This window comes from Sphingopyxis sp. MC1 (genome assembly GCF_000371385.1).
Taxonomy (GTDB): Bacteria; Pseudomonadota; Alphaproteobacteria; order Sphingomonadales; family Sphingomonadaceae; genus Sphingopyxis; species Sphingopyxis terrae.
Map to the genome: position 1 here is coordinate 21849 of NZ_AOUN01000006.1, position 15435 is coordinate 37283.

The following is a 15435-nucleotide window of genomic DNA, read 5'->3' on the forward strand; positions in this document are numbered from 1 at the left end:
TTCTTCTCCTCAGCTTCCCGGATTGTAGAAATCATAAACGGCCTGCGCGACCGCCGCGCTGACGCCCGGCGCCTTTTTCAGATCGTCGAGGCTGGCGCTGCGGATCGCCCGCGCCGTGCCGAAATGCATCAACAGCGCCTTCTTGCGCGCCGGTCCGATGCCCGGAACCTCGTCAAGCGGCGAGCTGCCCATCGCCTTCGCCCGCTTCTGCCGATGCGCGCCAATGGCGAAGCGATGTGCCTCGTCGCGCAATCGCTGAATGTAGAAAAGCACGGCATTGTTCGGGGGCAGCGTGAATTCGCGGCCGTCGGGCAAATAAAATGTCTCGCGCCCGGCGTTGCGATCCGGTCCCTTGGCGACGCCCACATAAGGAAGATCGTCGATACCGAGTTCCGCGAGCACGGCGCCAGCCGCCGAAACCTGGCCCTTGCCGCCATCGATCAGCACCAGATCGGGCCATTCGCCCTTGCTGCGTTCGGGATCTTCTTCGAGCGCGCGCGCGAAGCGGCGCTGGAACACTTCGCGCATCATCGCGAAATCGTCGCCCGGCTGGGTTTCGGGGCGCTTGATGTTGAACTTGCGATAGGCGCCCTTGATCCAGCCTTCCGGGCCCGCGACGACCATCGCGCCGAGCGCATTGGTGCCCTGAATATGGCTGTTGTCGTAAATTTCGATCCGCTGCGGCGGTTCGTCGAGATCGAACAGATCGGCAAGTTCACGCCCCAGTTTCGCCTGACTGCTGCTTTCGGCAAGGCGGCGGTCGAGTTCTTCGCCGGCGTTACGCACCGCCTGTTCGAGCAGTCGCTTGCGATTGCCGCGCTGCGGGACGCTGATCTCGACCTTGCGGCCCGCCGTTTCGCCCAGCGCTTCGGCAAGGACCGCGGCGTCCTCGGGCTCACGGTCGACGAGGATCAGCTTGGGGGGCGGCACGCCCTCGTAAAATTGCATGAGGAAGCTCGCCATCACCTCAGGCTCGGGCACCCCCGCGACATGCGCGGGAAAGAAGCTGCGATGCCCCCAATTCTGCCCGCCGCGAATGAAGAAACCGGCAATGCAGAGCTGCCCGCCCTTCGCGGCCAGCGCAAAGACATCGGCATCGCCGAGCCCGTCGGCATGCACCGACTGGCTACCCTGGATGAAGGTCAGCGCCTTCAACCGGTCGCGGAGCACCGCGGCGAGCTCGAAATCCATGGCTTCGGCCGCGCGCGTCATCGCGTCGCCCAGTCGCTTCTGCACCGCGGTCGAGCGGCCTTCCAGAAAATCCTGCGCATCGCCGACGAGTTCGGCATAATCGGCCTTGTCGATACGATCGACACACGGCGCCGAACAGCGCCGGATCTGATAGAGCAGGCACGGCCGCGAACGATTGGCGAAGAAGCTGTCGGTGCAACTGCGCAACAGAAAGGTCTTCTGGAGCGCGTTGAGAGTGCGGTTCACCGACCCCGCGCTGGCGAACGGGCCATAATAGCGTCCCTTGGCACGGCGGGCGCCGCGATGCTTTTGTACCCGCGGGAAGTCATGATCCATGCGGAGCAGGATGAAGGGGAAGCTTTTGTCGTCGCGCAGCAGGACATTGTAGGGTGGACGATAGCGTTTGATGAGCTGTGCCTCGAGCAGCAGCGCCTCGGCCTCGCTTGTCGTCGTCACGATCTCCATAGCGCGCGTCTGCGCGACCATGCGCTGCAACCGCTGCGGCAGCCGCGCGACCTGGGTGTAGTTGGTGACGCGGTTCTTCAGCGCGCGGGCCTTACCGACGTACAGAACGTCGCCGCGCGCATCGAGCATCCGATAGACACCGGGGCGCACCGGCAGCTTGCGCACGACGCCGCGAATGACCTCGGCACCGCGCTCCAGATCGGGCTTGTCGACCCCCTCCCCCTCGCCGCGGACGACATAGGTGGCCTTCTCTTCGTTGAATCGTTCGGGAGCGTTGGGACGGACCATCATTTCCATGTAGGCGATGGCCGCGCGGCCCGCCATAGTGTGGCAGGTAAAAGCATGGAGGGGGCGATGGAATTACACGGCAAACTGGCGCTGGTGACGGGCGGAAGCGATGGAATCGGGCGCGAAATCGCGCTGCAATTGCAGGCGGCGGGCGCCGAGGTGGTCGTGACGGGCCGCTCACCCGAAAAACTGGCGGGGATGCGGGCGCTGGGTTTTGAAACGATCGCCGGCGATCTGTCCGAGCCGGCGGGAATCGATGCCGTCGTCGCGGGGGTCGCGGGGCGACCGCTGGCGCTTCTGGTCAACAATGCCGGGGTCGGCAGCGATTATGAGCTGGACGAGCCGGCGACGCTCGACAGCGCGGCGCAGTGCATCCGTACCAACCTCGACGCGCCGATCGCACTCTGCACGCGGCTGCTGCCGATCCTGCACGCCCAGCCTGCCGCCGCGATCGTCAATGTGACCTCGGGGCTCGCGATCGCACCGCGCGCCGGCGGTTCGATCTATTGCGCCACCAAGGCCGGGCTGCGCGCCTATACGCAGGCGATCCGCCACCTGCTGCGCGACAGCAATGTGGCGGTGATCGAGGCGCTGCCGCCGGTGGTGGAAACCAATATGACCGCGGGTCGCGCCGGGAAGAAGATGAGCGCGCACGATTGCGCCGCCGAAATCGTGCGCGGCATCCGCACCGGCAAGCGCGAGGTGAATGCGGGGGCGGTGAAGCTGTTGCAACTCGTCAACAGCGTCTCACCCGCCCTCGCCCGCCGGATCATGATCAAATATTGAGGCCGCCAATTTCGGCTTTGCGCGCCCGAACGGCTGTGGCAGGCCGTGCACGGGGCGCACCATAAGGGGGGATATTATGCGCATGATTTTTGTGGCGGCCACGCTGTTGCCGCTCGCCACGCCGGCTGCCGCCGCCGAATGGTATCTGGTGGGCGGCAATGATTCGACCCGCACCTATGTCGACCTTGCGAGCCTGCGCGCGCTGAGCGGCAAGATCGTCGGCGACGTGCTGAGCGTCTATGCCAAACCGCTCAACGGCGGACCGATCGTGGGTGCAAAAATTCGCGAGGAGCTCGATTGCGGTGGCAATTATTTCCGCACGCTCGAATATAGCTATTATCGCGCCGACGGCAGCTTCATCGAGAGCGAACCGTCCGAGACGATCACCGAGCACAAGACGCCCGCCGCCAACAGCATCAACGAGGCGATCATGGATTTCGCCTGCTATCGCAAAGGCGGCACCGCGGTCAGCGATCCGTTCAGCGATGCGGCCGACAATTTCGACGAGTATTGACGCGAAAAAGCGGCCGTCTCGCTTAGTCGAGACGGCCGCTTTTCATGGCCCGATCGGGAAAGATCAGCTCTTGGCGACGGCCGCGATCGCCTGATCGATCAGCGCCTTGTCGGCGCCCGCGTCATGCTTGGCCGCGATCAGCGCTGCGGCGGCATCGGTCGCCGCCTTGGCCGCCGCGGCACGAACCTCGGCAACCGCGTTGGCTTCGGCCGCTGCGATGCGGTCTTCGGCCATCTGCTTGCGGCGAGCGATCAGCGCGGTCGCATCGCCCTTCGCCTTGGCGACGAGCGCTTCGGCCTCGGATTCGGCGCGGGCGCGAAGCTCGTCGGCTTCCTTCGCCGCATCAGCAAGCTTGGCCTCATATTCGGCCTTGAGCGATTCGGCATCGAGGCGAAGCTGTTCGGCTTCGCCGAGCTGCTTCGAAATCTCTGCGATCTTCTTGTCGAGCGACGCGCCGATCATCGCCGGCACCTTCTTCCAGACAAGAATGCCGAGGAAGGCGAGCATCGCGATCGACACCCACACGGTGGCATTAAGCCCGAAAGCCGTCGGATCGGCATGCGCCTCTCCGGCAGCGCCGGCAGCTTCGGACAGGATCATCAGGAAATCAGCCATGCAGCACCGCCTTCACCGCAGCCTTTGCGTCGGTTGCGGCAACTTTCACGCCCGACAGCTTGGCCACTAGGTCGGTCGCCGCTTCCGCAGCGACCGATTCGATTTCCGCCATTGCCGAGGTACGCGCAGCGCCCACATCGGCTTCGGCCGCTGCCAGCTTTTCCGAAAGCTCGGCATCGACTTTCGCCAGACGCTTTTCGGCGTCGCGAGCGGCCTTGTCCTTGGCGTCCGAAACCGCCTTCTGCGCCGCAGCGCGGCTTGCCTCGCTCTGCTGGCGATAGCTTTCCTCGAGGCCGTCGGCGGCCGCGTGTGCGGCCTTGGCCGCCGCCAGATCGTCGGCGACCTTGCGATCGCGCGCGTCAACCGTCGCCTCGATCTTGGGCAGCATGCCGCGGCCGATGACGATGTAGATGCCGGCAAACACGACCAGCAGCCAGAAAAGCTGCGAGGCGAGATACCAGTTATCAGCGGTTAGCTGGGCTATCTGGGGCATGAAAGGCGAACCTTAAACTTATGAAAAACCTGCAAATCGGTGCAGCCGGTCCCCATCCGAGAACCGGCCACGCCAGATCGTCCGAAATCAGACGACGAAGAGCAGGATCATCGCGACGACGAACGCGAGCAGGCCGAGAAGTTCGGCAGCCGCGAAGCCGATGAACAGGCGACCCTGCTGGCCGTCGGCGGCCGCGGGGTTGCGCAGCGCGCTTTCGAGGAAGCTGCCGAAGACGTTACCCACGCCGATGGCGGCCATGCCGGCACCGATAGCGGCGAGACCAGCACCGATCAGCTTTGCTGCTTCTGCGTCCATTGTAATACTCCTTGGGTGTAAGCGTTTGATATAAACGGGATTAGTGAAGGTTGACCGCGTCGTTGATGTAAAGCGAGGTCAACAGGGCGAAAACATAGGCCTGGATACCGGCAACGAGCAGTTCCAGCGCGCTGATACCGATCATCAGGATGAAGCTGAGGACCGAGACGATCGAGCCGAGCCAGACCGTTTCGGCGTTGAAGCCGTTGATGACGAAGCCCGACAGCACCTTGAGCAGAACGTGACCCGCCGTCATCGCGACGAAGAGACGCAGGCCGAGGCTGAAGGGACGGACCATGAAGGACACGAACTCGATGGGCGCGATGATCGGGATCATCGGCAGCGGCGTGCCATGCGGCACGAAGAGCGAGAAGAAGTGCAGGCCATGGCGCCAGAAACCGACGACGAGCACGATCGCAAAGCTGACCAGCGCAAGAACCCCGGTGATCGCAATGTGGCTGGTGACGGTGAAGGGATGAATGCCGAATACGCCAAGCGGCAGCATGCCGAGCAGGTTGCAGAACAGGATGAACATGAACAGCGAGAAGACATAGGGCGTGAACTTGCGCCCTTCGCTGCCGATATTCTGGGTCATCATGCTCGAGATGAAGCCCGTGAAACCTTCAACCGCGGCTTGCCAGCGACCGGGAACGAGCTGACGGCGCATGCCGCCCCACATGAAGATGCCGAGCGTGATGGCCGCGACGACCATCCACAGCGCGCTGTTGGTGAACAGGATTTCGTGCCCGCCCAGATGGAAACCGCCGCCGAGCGGGGTCACCTCGAACTGGTGCATCGGGTCGATCTTGCCGGATTCCGCCGCCACTCTTCACTCCACGCGCATTGCGGGGCGGCTCATCGGGCCGTCCCGCCAGAAATTCCCTTTGATCCGCGCTACTTGCGTGGACCCGAAGCGATGCGAATGATGTTCCGGAACGCCACGACGATCCCCATGAACAACATTCCCAACAACCCCCAGGGCGACGTGCCCGCGATGCGATCGATCAGCCAGCCGAACAAGGCGCCACCGATCAATCCACCCAGCAGTTCCGCCAGCACCCGGTTCCCGAGCCGGTAATTGGCATCGGATTCCGGACTGGCGGTGCCTGCGGTCCGTTTCGCTTCTGCGGCTTCGGCCCGGTCCAATCGCTCTTCGAGCGAGACCAGGCGCGAATCCTCCGAAGTTTGATCCGGATCGCTGCCCTTCCCCGTCATCTTCCGCCATCCTCCTGAAACAGAACCGAAAAGAATCGGTACCGCCCGCGAAAAAGGCCCGGAAAAAGCCGGGGGACCCCTAAGGCGCGGCCCGTTTAGGAACGCCGCCCGATTAAGTCAATGCCCGTGCGCAGGCGCACAAAAATGCCGCCGCGTTTAGGGGCGCGGCGGCATAATGAGGCACGAAGGCCTGCTGCTAATTCGTCAGTTGGCGGCGCACCGCGGATCGCGCACCGGCGGGCTGCTGTCGCGCGTCAGCCACTTGCCGTCGGGCGTGCGGTATTTCTCGCCCGGCGCGGTTTTCAGGATCAGGTTGCAGCCCGTCACAAAGGCGAACTGTTCGATCGTGCTGCCCGCCGGCGCGTTGCGCGTATAGGCGTCCTTGCGCTTGATATTGAGGTCGCTGACCAGCTTGCGCACTGCATCGGTCGGCGTGGTCACAAAGCCGAGGTAGCCGTCGGGCTGTTCGCCGATCAGGCCCGCGGCGCGCGCATTTTCATAGGCGGGGTCGCGCTGCGCCAGCGCCGGCGTGACCAGCGTGGCGACCGCTCCGGCGGCGACCAGCGCGGTGATTGCGGGTTTGAACATCTGCTTCATCATCTTGTTTCGTCCCTGTCAGAAGATAGAGCCATTTTGTTCGATCAGCTTTTTCGCGTCGCCGTCGATCCTGTATACCACTTCCTGCTGGATGCGGATATTTAGGTTGATCTCGATCGGCTTGTCGGGCGCCGACACCTGAACGCAGCCGCCGAGGCCCATCGTTCCAATCGTCAGCAACAGACACCGACCGCCTATGGCCGCTCTCCTCATCTTTCCTGTCTTCCTTACCGTCATTGCACGGGCTCGCTTGCTGGAGGCTGAACGGGCGCCGCCTTCGCCGCTGCGGCGGCTTCGGCGTCGCGCTGCGCTTGCAAGAGCTGCGACAAATTCTGCTCCACCAGGACCGATGGATCGTAAAAGCTCTTTGCAGAGAATATCAGGCCGCGGAAAGGCCCTTCGACACGAATGTTGAAGATCAGCGGGATTTTGGCGACCTGATCAACCAGGAAATTGCGCTTTGCGCCGATACCCTGCCCGATTCCGCCGAAGCGGATTTCGGTCACCATTTCGCCGTCGAGGTTGCCGTTGAGGACAATCGTCAGATCGTCATATTTCAGCGATCGCAGCGCCCCGAACGCAAAATTGGCCATCGTGCCGAGGTTGTGATTGGAAAGCTCGCCGACATAGGCGAGCGTCCCGCCGCCGTCGCGCGCATCGACCCGTCCGTTGACCACGCGCCCGCCGAGCCCGTCGAACTCGACCGGCAGCGTCCCGTCGAACTTGCCCGTCGCGTTGATATTCTCGAACCCGAACTGCTGAAGGAAAACCGCGGCATCGACGCCGACGACATCGAACATCAGGCGGCGGGGCTGGGTGGCACTGAAATCGAGCGTGGCGGGGTGCAGCAAAAGCTCGCCGCCCGCGAAGGGCCAGCGCCCACCCTCGATCCGCACCCGGTTGCCGCCGAGGAGCTGATAGTCGATCTTGCCGTCCACGACCGGAATGCCTGGATTGACTTCCCTCAGCGCGACGGTCTGCCCCGGCGCCGAATGGAGCCCCAGCAGATCGTCGAACGTCAGCGTCGACGTCAGTCCGGTCACCGGGCCGAAGGCCGCGGCGAGGTCGGTATTGGCGGTCGCAAAGGTGCCCCGGCTCGTGACGCCGTCGGCGTTCCATTCGATCCGCCCGTCGCCGACGACCGAGCCCTGGACATTGGCAACGACGCCTTGCGCAAGCGTCGTGAGCTGTTCGGGCTGGAAATTATCGTCGAAACGCAATTCCTTGACGATCAGATCGGCGGCGCCGCTGCTATCGGCAAAGCGATGGCGGATCACCGTATCGAGAATCTTCCTGCCGCTCTCGCGCTCGTCGAAACCTGCCCTTGCGTCGATCACGCCGTCGGCGAAACGGAGATGCGCGTCGCGGCTGATCAGCGGCGCAAAGCGCTTGTCCGCCGCCGCATCGGTCAGCACCAGCCCGCCGTCGAGCGTCAGCGCGCCGTCGGCCCAGCGCCAGTTGCCGGCAATCTCGCTCATGTCGAGCGGGACGGCGCCGATCTTGCCCTGCGCATCGGCAAGCGTTCCCGCCATCCCCTGTCCCCCCGCCGCGCCCGAAAGGCGTCCGGCGGCGAAATGCGTCACGCTGTCTCCGGCCCCGATCCGGACATCGGCGTTGGCAAGCGACCAGCGCCACCGCGCCAGATCGATCTCGCCGGGACCGCTATCGAGCGCAAAGGGCGATGCCCCGCTGGTGCCGCGCAGCTTGAGGCCCGGAAGGCGGACGGCACCGCGCACCCCCGCCGGTCCGACGCTGAACAGCGGCGCGCCGGGGGCGCTGCACAGATCGACACCGTTATTGACGAGGCGCAGCCCCGATACATCGATCTTGTTCGCGGTGACGCGGTGGCAGCCGCCGTTGAACGCCATCCCGCCGGTTGCCGCGAGCGCACCGGCGATCGGCACGCGAAGCCCCTCGACCCGCCCACCCGCGAGCGGTCCGGACAGGGTGGCGCTGGTCGAAAAGCGCATCGCGGCGCCTGGCGCGCTCGAAAAGCGCACGGAATCGAGCGCCAGACGCGCGCCCCCCGCCTGATAGGCGTCGATTTGCGCCAGCCCGGTCATGCGGCCGTCGGCACGGCGGTCGAGTTCCATCGCGCCGACCGGAAGGCCGCCGCCGCCGAAGGTCCAGCGCCCCGTCGCAATGACTTCGGGGCGCGGTGCCGCGAAGAGGTAACCGATGCGGCTGTCGGCGCTGCCCGCGAAGCGTGCGCCGCTACGGCTCGACAGGCTGGGCGCGGCAAGCTCGAAACGGAGCGCCTCGCCCTGCCCGGTCAGCGCGACCGCCGCTTCGCCGCTTGCGCCCGCCAGCGCCGCGGCAAAGGCGCGCGCCGCCCGGTCGCCGAGCGGGCCGAGCGGAGTGCCGTCCAGCGCCGCGGCGCTGTCCGCGACCGACCGGCGCAGACGCGCGCTCGCGCTTGCATCGGCGAAGCGCAGCCGGCCTTCGAAATTGGGCGTGACGCTGCCGACCGCGCCCTTGCCCTCCAGATGCACGCCGCTCGCCGCAAAATCCGGCCCGGCCAGCTTGGCAACATCCGCTGCCAGCGTCAGCGCGGTGCGATCGGCGGTGCCGGTGAAGCGGCCCTTCACGCCGACCTGCTCGGCGGCGAGCGCGGGCATCGTCAGGCGCTGGACCAGCGCGTCGGCGGTGCCGTCCCATTGCTGCAGATTTTCGGCAAGCGAGACGTCCAGCGCGATCTGCGGCGCGGCGACCGCGACCGGCTGAGCGCCGCCGCAAGTCACGGCCGCGCCGCGCAACGGCCCCGTCAGCCGCGGGCGCACATCGCGCACCGCGAGTTTGCCGTAGAAAGTGATTCCCGTGCCGCGGCAATCGGCAGCGGCGATATGCGGGGCCACGAGCGCGAGCGTTCCCGCAAAATCGCGGCGCAAATTGCCGCCGCCGTTCAGCGCCGCGCCAACATTGCCCCACGGCGTTTCGATGCGCGCCCGCGCGTCGCTAAGCCGGACCGCCATATCGGGCAAAGCGAACGGACTCTTGTCGGTCGGGTCGCGAAATTTGTCGAGCGCGCCGAGCGACAATTGCCCATCGACGAAGCGGCCGTAGAGCCGCAGGCCGTCGGCGCGCACCGATGCGACATAGGGCCCGGACAAGCCGAGCCCGACCGACACCTCAAGCACCCGCGCGGTCAGGTCGGGATGCGCCGGATTACCGATAACGACATTGCTGAGCCGCTGGGTCGACAGGCCGATGCGTTCGATCGTGTAGCGTGCCGGCACGCCCTTCTTCGCAAGCTGGTCCTGAATGAAACGGTCGGCGATCGGGGCGCGGGCAACCCAAAGTCCGAGCGCCAGCGCGCCGAGCGCGCCGCCGACGATCCACGGCGCCTTGCGCCGCCGCCGCACGCGGGCTGCCTCCGCCTCGCTCACCCGCGACCGAACCCGTCGGCCGCCTGTGACGTCACGCCGTCATCATAGGTCCGGCCAAAGCTCACTGCGCATACCATTGCTGTCCCATGCCCATCGGCAACGCAGGGCAAGGCCATTCGATGCAGGAAAAAGCGCCGCGACATAGGCGCTTGTGTCTATGAGCGTTGAGTGGTGCCCACAAGGCGGTTATTGCCCTGACGATGGCCGACGCGCCCGCCCCCCTCCCCGATCATGCGGGCCACCGGTCGCGGCTTCGCGCGCGCCTGCTCGGCGGCGATGCCGACGGTATGGCCGATTACGAACTGGTCGAATATCTCCTCGCGCTTGCGATCCCGCGGCGCGATACCAAGCCGCTCGCCAAGACATTGCTGCGCGAATTCGGTTCGTTCGCACAGCTCGTCAGCGCCGATCCCGAATCGCTGCGCCGAATCGACGGCATGGGCGACGGCGCGATCGCCGCGCTCAAGATCGTCCAGCAGGCCAGCCTCCGGATGCTGAAAGGGGAATTCCGCGAAAAGCCCCTATTGTCGAGTTGGGATGCGCTGCTCGACTGGCTGCGCGCCGACATGGGACCGATCGAGGTCGAGCGGGTGCGGGTGCTGTACCTCAACTCGCGCAACATGCTGATCCGCGACGAGGTCGCGAGCGAGGGGTCGATCGACCAATCGGCGATCTATGTGCGCGAAGTCGTCAAGCGCGCACTCGAACTCGGCGCCGCGGCGATCATCATCGTCCACAATCACCCCAGCGGAAATCCTGAACCGAGCCGCCAGGATATCGCGATCACGCGAGACCTCGCTGATGCCGCAGGGCGGCTGGGCATCGCGCTGCACGATCATATCATCATCGGCGGCAGCGGCCACCGCAGCCTCCGCGCGCTCGGGCTGCTCTGAATCAGGAGGCCCAAAAGGCCGGGCTTTACTTGCCCGGCCTCAGGCGACATCATCGCGTCATGCAGATTCGGCAGCGCCATCTTCGCTTCCGCCTTCACGCGGGTCAGCTTCTCGCGGGCTTCTAGCCCCGGGCTGTGGCGTGCCATGCCCCGGACCGGGGCAAGATTTCCGAACCATCCCGACAGGAGCGCGGCCGCGCCCTGCCCTTTCCATGCGGAAAGCCAAAAGAATGACAGTAGCCAAGACCACCTCGACCAAGGCGAGCAAACGCCCACCCATTCACATGATCGATTCGGAGGCCGATGCGCTTACCGATCTTGCCCTCGGCATCGAAAAGCGCATGCCGCAGGTCAGCGAACTGCTGATGCGCGAGATCGGCCGTGCGACCGTCCACAAGGAACGCCACGTCCCGCGCGACATCGTGACGATGAACAGCGAGGTCGATTTCGTCGACGAAGCGAGCGGCGCGGTGCGCAGCGTCCGGCTGGTCTATCCGTCGGATGCCGACATCGCGTCGGGACGAATTTCGATCCTGACGCCCATTGGCGCCGGATTGATCGGGATGCGCGCCGGCAGCGCGATCCTGTGGCCCGATCGCGACGGCCACGAACGGACGTTGACGATCCGGGCGGTCATGCAGCCGCCGCGCGCGACTTGACGGTCATGGCAATGCAGCCGCCGGATCGCTCCGACGGCTGCATCGCCCCAAGCGGGGAGGACTGCGGAATCAGGCGCCGCGCGAAAGGAACGCGACCAGTTCTTCCTTGGTAACGCTGCCCGACTTGTCGGCGTCGGCCGCGCCATAGGCCTGATTGATCCAGCTCTTCACATCGGCCGATTCGGGATCGACGGCGGGATCCTGCGCGGTGCGCAGCTTCTTCATCCATGCGCCGAATTCAGCGGAGCTAAGGTCGCCCGACTTGTCGCCGTCATAGGTCGGAAATTCGGTTTCGACGATCTGGGCGATCTGCGCGGGGGTCGCGGCTGCGCTGCTCGACGGCGCGGGGCTGGCGGGGGCGGTCTGCGCGGGCGCCATCGTGTCGGTGGCCGGCTCGGTAGGGGCAGGAGCCGTCGTGTCGGTCGGTGCCGGCGCGCTATCGGGCATCGGCGCAGCCTCGGGCTGCTCGGTCGGCGGCGTGGTGCCCGGCGACGGCGGTGCTTCCTGGGCCAGCGCGGGGAAACTGATCGCGGCGGCGCCGATCAAAAGAACTTGCTTCAACATTATCTATCTCCTGTATCGGCGGCGGACCTGCATCTGTTTGCGATCCGCCGCCTTTTCTGAAGGGGCATGGGGGCAACCGTCCGTGTTCGCTGGAAGTTGCGGAGCGCGGGTGATTGGCGAAGCGGTCGACCCCTGCTAGGGGGCGCCCCATCGTGATTCCGTCGCGGTTTTGCGACAAGGCGCCGAACAGCGGCGCACAAAAGGAAGGTACATCAATGGTTCCGCGCTACGCCCGCCCGGACATGACCGCCATCTGGTCGCCGGAAAATCGCTTTCGCATCTGGTTCGAGATCGAGGCGCATGCGACCGAGGCGCTCGCGGAACTGGGCACGGTTCCCCAGTCCGCCGCGAAGGCGCTGTGGGACTGGTGGGCGACGAAACCCGTCATCGACGTCGACGCGATCGACGCTATCGAGGCGGTCACCAAGCATGACGTCATCGCCTTCCTGACCTGGGTCGCCGAAAATGTCGGCGAAGAAGCGCGCTTCATGCATCAGGGCATGACGTCGAGCGACGTGCTCGACACCTGCCTCGCGGTGCAACTCGCGCAGGCCGCCGACATCCTGCTCGCAGACCTCGACGCGCTGCTCGAGGCGATCAAACGCCGCGCATACGAACATAAGCTGACCCCGACGATCGGGCGCAGCCACGGCATCCATGCCGAGCCCGTCACCTTCGGCCTCAAGATGGCCGAAGCCTATGCCGAGTTCGCCCGCTGCAAGGCGCGGCTGGTCGCAGCGCGCGCGGAAATTGCGACCTGCGCGATTTCGGGCGCGGTTGGCACCTTTGCCAATATCGACCCGCGCGTCGAAGCGCATGTCGCGGCGAAGCTGGGCCTCGCGATCGAACCCGTGTCGACGCAGGTCATTCCGCGCGACCGCCATGCCATGTTCTTCGCAACGCTCGGCGTGATCGCCTCGTCGATCGAACGCCTGTCGGTCGAGGTCCGCCACCTTCAGCGCACAGAGGTGCTCGAAGCGGAGGAATATTTTTCGCCGGGACAGAAGGGCTCGTCGGCCATGCCACACAAGCGCAACCCGGTGCTCACCGAAAATCTGACCGGGCTCGCGCGCATGGTGCGCAGCGCCGCCATCCCGGCGATGGAAAATGTCGCACTGTGGCACGAGCGCGATATCAGCCATTCGTCGGTCGAACGCTTCATCGGTCCCGACGCGACGATCACGCTCGACTTCGCGCTCGCGCGACTGACCGGCGTGGTCGACAAGCTGCTCGTCTATCCCGAGCGCATGCAGAAGAATCTCGATCGCATGGGCGGCCTCGTCCATTCGCAGCGCGTCCTGCTCGCGCTGACCCAGGCAGGGGCGAGCCGCGAGGACAGCTATGCGCTCGTCCAGCGCAATGCGATGAAGGTTTGGGAAAGCGACGGCGAGCTTTCGTTGCTCGAACTGCTGAAGGCCGACGCCGACGTGACCGCGCGTCTGTCGGCGGAGCAACTGAACGCACTGTTCGACCTCGACTATCATATGAAGCATGTCGACACGATCTTTGCGCGGGTGTTCGGCGGCTGAACGCGCCGGGCCTCGCCCAGAGACTCGCATCGTGCGCCAAAGTCGCTTAGGGTTCGATGCAGAGGCCGGTAAAGGAGCGCAATAACGTGGGAATCGTGCGAACCGTCATCTGGGTGTTGCTGACCATCATTCTCGTCGTCTTTTCGATGGCCAACTGGAATCCGGTCACCGTGACCATATGGCCGGGACAGGTGCTCGACACCAAATTGCCGGTGCTGATCTTTGCCGCCTTCCTGATCGGCAGCCTGCCGCTGTGGATCGCGCTGCGTACCTCACGCTGGTCGCTGAAGCGCCGTATCGAAACGAGCGAACGGCAACTTGCCGACTTACGCGCCATGGCCAACCGCCCCGCCGAGACGCCGCTCACCTCCGAACCGGCGCCGCAGTCGAAGCCCGTCAACGACATCCCACCCTCGCCGCTGGATCCGCAATGAGCTCGCCTGTCTATCTTGCCATCGACACCCCCCACCTCGATGCCGCGCTGACGCTGGCGCAGCGGGTGCGCCACCATGTCGGCGGGCTGAAGCTCGGCCTCGAATTCTTCTGCGCCAACGGTCATCACGGGGTGCACGAAATGGCGAAGCTCGGCCTGCCGATCTTCCTCGACCTCAAGCTGCACGACATCCCGAACACCGTTGCCAAGGCGATCCAGGCGCTGCGTCCGCTCGAACCCGCGATCCTGACCGTCCACGCCGCGGGCGGCCGCGCGATGATGGAAGAGGCCAAGGCAGTCGCGGGAAGCGCGACCAAGGTGGTCGGCGTTACGGTGCTCACCAGCCTCGACGCGCCCGATCTCGATGATATCGGCGTCGGCGGCACCCCGCACGACCAGGTCGTCCGCCTCGCCGCGCTGGCCCGCGAATCGGGTCTCGACGGCATCGTCTGCTCGGGCCAGGAAGTGAAGGCCGCGCGCAAGGCATGGCCGGGCGGCTTCTTTGTCGTACCGGGGGTGCGCCCTGCTGACGGCCGTGCCGGCGATCAGAAGCGTATCGTTACCCCGGCGCAGGCGATGGCCGACGGCGCCTCGATCCTCGTCGTCGGCCGACCGATCAGCCAGTCGCAGGATCCCGACCTCGCGGCGCGCGCGATCGAAGCGACGCTGTAAACACACTTTCATTCAACCATCGTCATTGCGAGGAGCCGAAGGCGACGAAGCAATCTCCAGATATCGGGATTGTGTTACGCCGATGGCTGGAGATTGCTTCGCTTCGCTCGCAATGACCTAAATGATCGAACCCTGATATATGCCCCCACTTGTCAAAATCTGCGGCCTCTCTACGCCCGAAACGGTTGACGCCGCTATCCGGCTCGGCGCGACGCACATCGGCCTCGTTCACTATGAACCGAGTCCGCGCCACGTCGATCTGAAGACCGCTGCCGCGCTTCGCCAGCGCGCCGGGGGGAAAGTGAAGGTTGCGCTCCTTCTCGTGAATGCCTCGCAACAGGTGACTGGCGAGGTGCTCAGCGCGGTGCGCCCCGACATCGTCCAGTTTCATGGCAATGAAACACCCCAATGGCTCGCCGCGGTCAAACGGCTCGTTCCCGCCGAAGTCTGGAAGGCGGTCGGCCTGAAGGATGCCGGAACGCTGGAACGCATCCGGCAGTTTGAAGGTGCGGCCGACCGCATCTTGTTCGATGCGCCGGCAGCGGCGTTACCCGGCGGCACCGGCACCCGCTTCGACTGGTCGCTGCTCAAGGGGCATCGCCACACGATCGATTGGGGCGTCGCAGGCGGACTGACCCCGGCCAATGTCGCACAGGCGATCGCCGAAACCGGCGCGCCGCTCGTCGATGTGTCGTCGGGGGTCGAAAGCGCACCGGGCGTCAAGGATATGGACAAGATCGCCGCTTTCCTTAAAGCGGTCGGCAGATGCTGACACCGCAGTTCCTCATGATGCGCATCGGAAAACGATGGCGCTGACCGCT

The 15435-nt window shown here is 65.3% G+C and carries 18 protein-coding genes; 8 read left to right on the forward strand and 10 right to left on the reverse strand.

Translation table 11 applies throughout. The features are described from left to right. Positions 1-9: 9 nt before the first annotated feature. Complete coding sequence (gene uvrC / locus EBMC1_RS09245; RefSeq protein ID WP_040590071.1) at positions 10-1944, reverse strand: excinuclease ABC subunit UvrC; 1935 nt, start codon at positions 1942-1944, stop codon at positions 10-12. A gap of 66 nt (positions 1945-2010) precedes the next feature. Between uvrC and EBMC1_RS09250 the strand changes: the two genes are divergently transcribed. Beyond that, complete coding sequence (locus EBMC1_RS09250) at positions 2011-2730, forward strand: SDR family oxidoreductase (protein ID WP_003044092.1); 720 nt, start codon at positions 2011-2013, stop codon at positions 2728-2730. Between the two features lie 76 nt (positions 2731-2806). Beyond that, the gene (locus EBMC1_RS09255) at positions 2807-3244 is read left to right on the forward strand and encodes a surface-adhesin E family protein (protein ID WP_003044095.1); all 438 of its coding nucleotides are present in this window, start codon (positions 2807-2809) and stop codon (positions 3242-3244) included. 63 nt (positions 3245-3307) lie between these two features. Here EBMC1_RS09255 and EBMC1_RS09260 read toward each other — a convergent pair whose 3' ends face one another. From EBMC1_RS09260 to EBMC1_RS09295, 8 genes are all read right to left on the reverse strand, one after another. Then, positions 3308-3859, reverse strand: coding sequence for a F0F1 ATP synthase subunit B family protein (locus EBMC1_RS09260; protein WP_003044099.1), 552 nt, complete (start codon positions 3857-3859; stop codon positions 3308-3310). Continuing rightward, positions 3852-4352, reverse strand: a complete 501-nt coding sequence (locus tag EBMC1_RS09265) for a F0F1 ATP synthase subunit B family protein (RefSeq protein ID WP_003044101.1) — start codon at positions 4350-4352, stop codon at positions 3852-3854. The genes EBMC1_RS09260 and EBMC1_RS09265 overlap by 8 nt, the downstream gene beginning before the upstream one ends. 87 nt (positions 4353-4439) lie before the next feature. Then, positions 4440-4667 (reverse strand): F0F1 ATP synthase subunit C, encoded by a 228-nt coding sequence (locus EBMC1_RS09270; protein ID WP_003044110.1) that lies wholly within the window; start codon positions 4665-4667, stop codon positions 4440-4442. A 40-nt stretch (positions 4668-4707) separates the two neighbouring features. Beyond that, positions 4708-5493, reverse strand: coding sequence for a F0F1 ATP synthase subunit A (locus tag EBMC1_RS09275; RefSeq protein ID WP_003044113.1), 786 nt, complete (start codon positions 5491-5493; stop codon positions 4708-4710). Positions 5494-5561: 68 nt separating this feature from the next. Further along, a complete protein-coding gene (locus tag EBMC1_RS09280) occupies positions 5562-5882 on the reverse strand; it encodes an AtpZ/AtpI family protein (protein ID WP_003044116.1) in 321 nt (106 codons plus the stop codon). Positions 5883-6086: 204 nt separating this feature from the next. Beyond that, on the reverse strand, positions 6087-6482 hold the full coding sequence (locus EBMC1_RS09285; protein ID WP_003044119.1) for a YdbL family protein: 396 nt from the start codon (positions 6480-6482) through the stop codon (positions 6087-6089). Between the two features lie 15 nt (positions 6483-6497). Continuing rightward, positions 6498-6659 carry a YnbE family lipoprotein gene (locus EBMC1_RS09290; protein ID WP_371830003.1) on the reverse strand — a complete coding sequence of 54 codons (162 nt, stop codon included), beginning with the start codon at positions 6657-6659 and terminating at the stop codon, positions 6498-6500. A 53-nt stretch (positions 6660-6712) separates the two neighbouring features. Beyond that, a complete protein-coding gene (locus tag EBMC1_RS09295) occupies positions 6713-9841 on the reverse strand; it encodes a YdbH domain-containing protein (RefSeq protein ID WP_040590027.1) in 3129 nt (1042 codons plus the stop codon). A 224-nt stretch (positions 9842-10065) separates the two neighbouring features. Here EBMC1_RS09295 and radC point away from each other — a divergent pair, with 224 nt between their 5' ends. Next, positions 10066-10758, forward strand: a complete 693-nt coding sequence (radC, locus tag EBMC1_RS09300; RefSeq protein WP_003044128.1) for a RadC family protein — start codon at positions 10066-10068, stop codon at positions 10756-10758. Positions 10759-10987: 229 nt separating this feature from the next. Continuing rightward, positions 10988-11416, forward strand: coding sequence for a nucleoside diphosphate kinase regulator (gene rnk / locus EBMC1_RS09305; RefSeq protein WP_081611175.1), 429 nt, complete (start codon positions 10988-10990; stop codon positions 11414-11416). 69 nt (positions 11417-11485) lie between these two features. Here the strand turns inward: rnk and EBMC1_RS09310 are convergent, their stop codons facing one another. Then, positions 11486-11980, reverse strand: a complete 495-nt coding sequence (locus tag EBMC1_RS09310; protein ID WP_003044133.1) for a hypothetical protein — start codon at positions 11978-11980, stop codon at positions 11486-11488. A gap of 215 nt (positions 11981-12195) precedes the next feature. On the opposite strand from EBMC1_RS09310, the gene purB reads away from it, so the two are divergent. The 4 genes from purB (at position 12196) to EBMC1_RS09330 (ending at position 15386) form a co-directional block, all read left to right on the forward strand. Next, positions 12196-13509, forward strand: coding sequence for an adenylosuccinate lyase (gene purB, locus EBMC1_RS09315; protein WP_003044135.1), 1314 nt, complete (start codon positions 12196-12198; stop codon positions 13507-13509). A gap of 86 nt (positions 13510-13595) precedes the next feature. Further along, positions 13596-13943, forward strand: coding sequence for a lipopolysaccharide assembly protein LapA domain-containing protein (locus EBMC1_RS09320; RefSeq protein ID WP_003044137.1), 348 nt, complete (start codon positions 13596-13598; stop codon positions 13941-13943). Beyond that, positions 13940-14614: an orotidine-5'-phosphate decarboxylase gene (gene pyrF / locus EBMC1_RS09325; protein WP_003044140.1), complete on the forward strand. Its 675-nt coding sequence runs from the start codon at positions 13940-13942 to the stop codon at positions 14612-14614. Before EBMC1_RS09320 ends, pyrF begins: the two co-directional genes overlap by 4 nt. Before the next feature lie 139 nt (positions 14615-14753). Further along, the gene (locus EBMC1_RS09330) at positions 14754-15386 is read left to right on the forward strand and encodes a phosphoribosylanthranilate isomerase (RefSeq protein WP_003044142.1); all 633 of its coding nucleotides are present in this window, start codon (positions 14754-14756) and stop codon (positions 15384-15386) included. The last annotated feature ends 49 nt before the right edge of the window (positions 15387-15435 follow it).

Excerpts from the sequence above, each read along its gene's own strand:
- EBMC1_RS09250 (WP_003044092.1), top strand. The coding sequence starts at position 2,011 with ATGGAATTACACGGCAAACTGGCGCTGGTGACGGGCGGAAGCGATGGA.
- purB (WP_003044135.1), top strand. The coding sequence starts at position 12,196 with ATGGTTCCGCGCTACGCCCGCCCGGACATGACCGCCATCTGGTCGCCG.
- EBMC1_RS09255 (WP_003044095.1), top strand. The coding sequence starts at position 2,807 with ATGCGCATGATTTTTGTGGCGGCCACGCTGTTGCCGCTCGCCACGCCG.
- EBMC1_RS09280 (WP_003044116.1), bottom strand. The coding sequence starts at position 5,882 with ATGACGGGGAAGGGCAGCGATCCGGATCAAACTTCGGAGGATTCGCGC.
- EBMC1_RS09285 (WP_003044119.1), bottom strand. The coding sequence starts at position 6,482 with ATGATGAAGCAGATGTTCAAACCCGCAATCACCGCGCTGGTCGCCGCC.
- EBMC1_RS09265 (WP_003044101.1), bottom strand. The coding sequence starts at position 4,352 with ATGCCCCAGATAGCCCAGCTAACCGCTGATAACTGGTATCTCGCCTCG.
- EBMC1_RS09270 (WP_003044110.1), bottom strand. The coding sequence starts at position 4,667 with ATGGACGCAGAAGCAGCAAAGCTGATCGGTGCTGGTCTCGCCGCTATC.
- radC (WP_003044128.1), top strand. The coding sequence starts at position 10,066 with ATGGCCGACGCGCCCGCCCCCCTCCCCGATCATGCGGGCCACCGGTCG.
- EBMC1_RS09330 (WP_003044142.1), top strand. The coding sequence starts at position 14,754 with ATGCCCCCACTTGTCAAAATCTGCGGCCTCTCTACGCCCGAAACGGTT.
- rnk (WP_081611175.1), top strand. The coding sequence starts at position 10,988 with ATGACAGTAGCCAAGACCACCTCGACCAAGGCGAGCAAACGCCCACCC.
- EBMC1_RS09310 (WP_003044133.1), bottom strand. The coding sequence starts at position 11,980 with ATGTTGAAGCAAGTTCTTTTGATCGGCGCCGCCGCGATCAGTTTCCCC.
- pyrF (WP_003044140.1), top strand. The coding sequence starts at position 13,940 with ATGAGCTCGCCTGTCTATCTTGCCATCGACACCCCCCACCTCGATGCC.
- EBMC1_RS09260 (WP_003044099.1), bottom strand. The coding sequence starts at position 3,859 with ATGGCTGATTTCCTGATGATCCTGTCCGAAGCTGCCGGCGCTGCCGGA.
- uvrC (WP_040590071.1), bottom strand. The coding sequence starts at position 1,944 with ATGGTCCGTCCCAACGCTCCCGAACGATTCAACGAAGAGAAGGCCACC.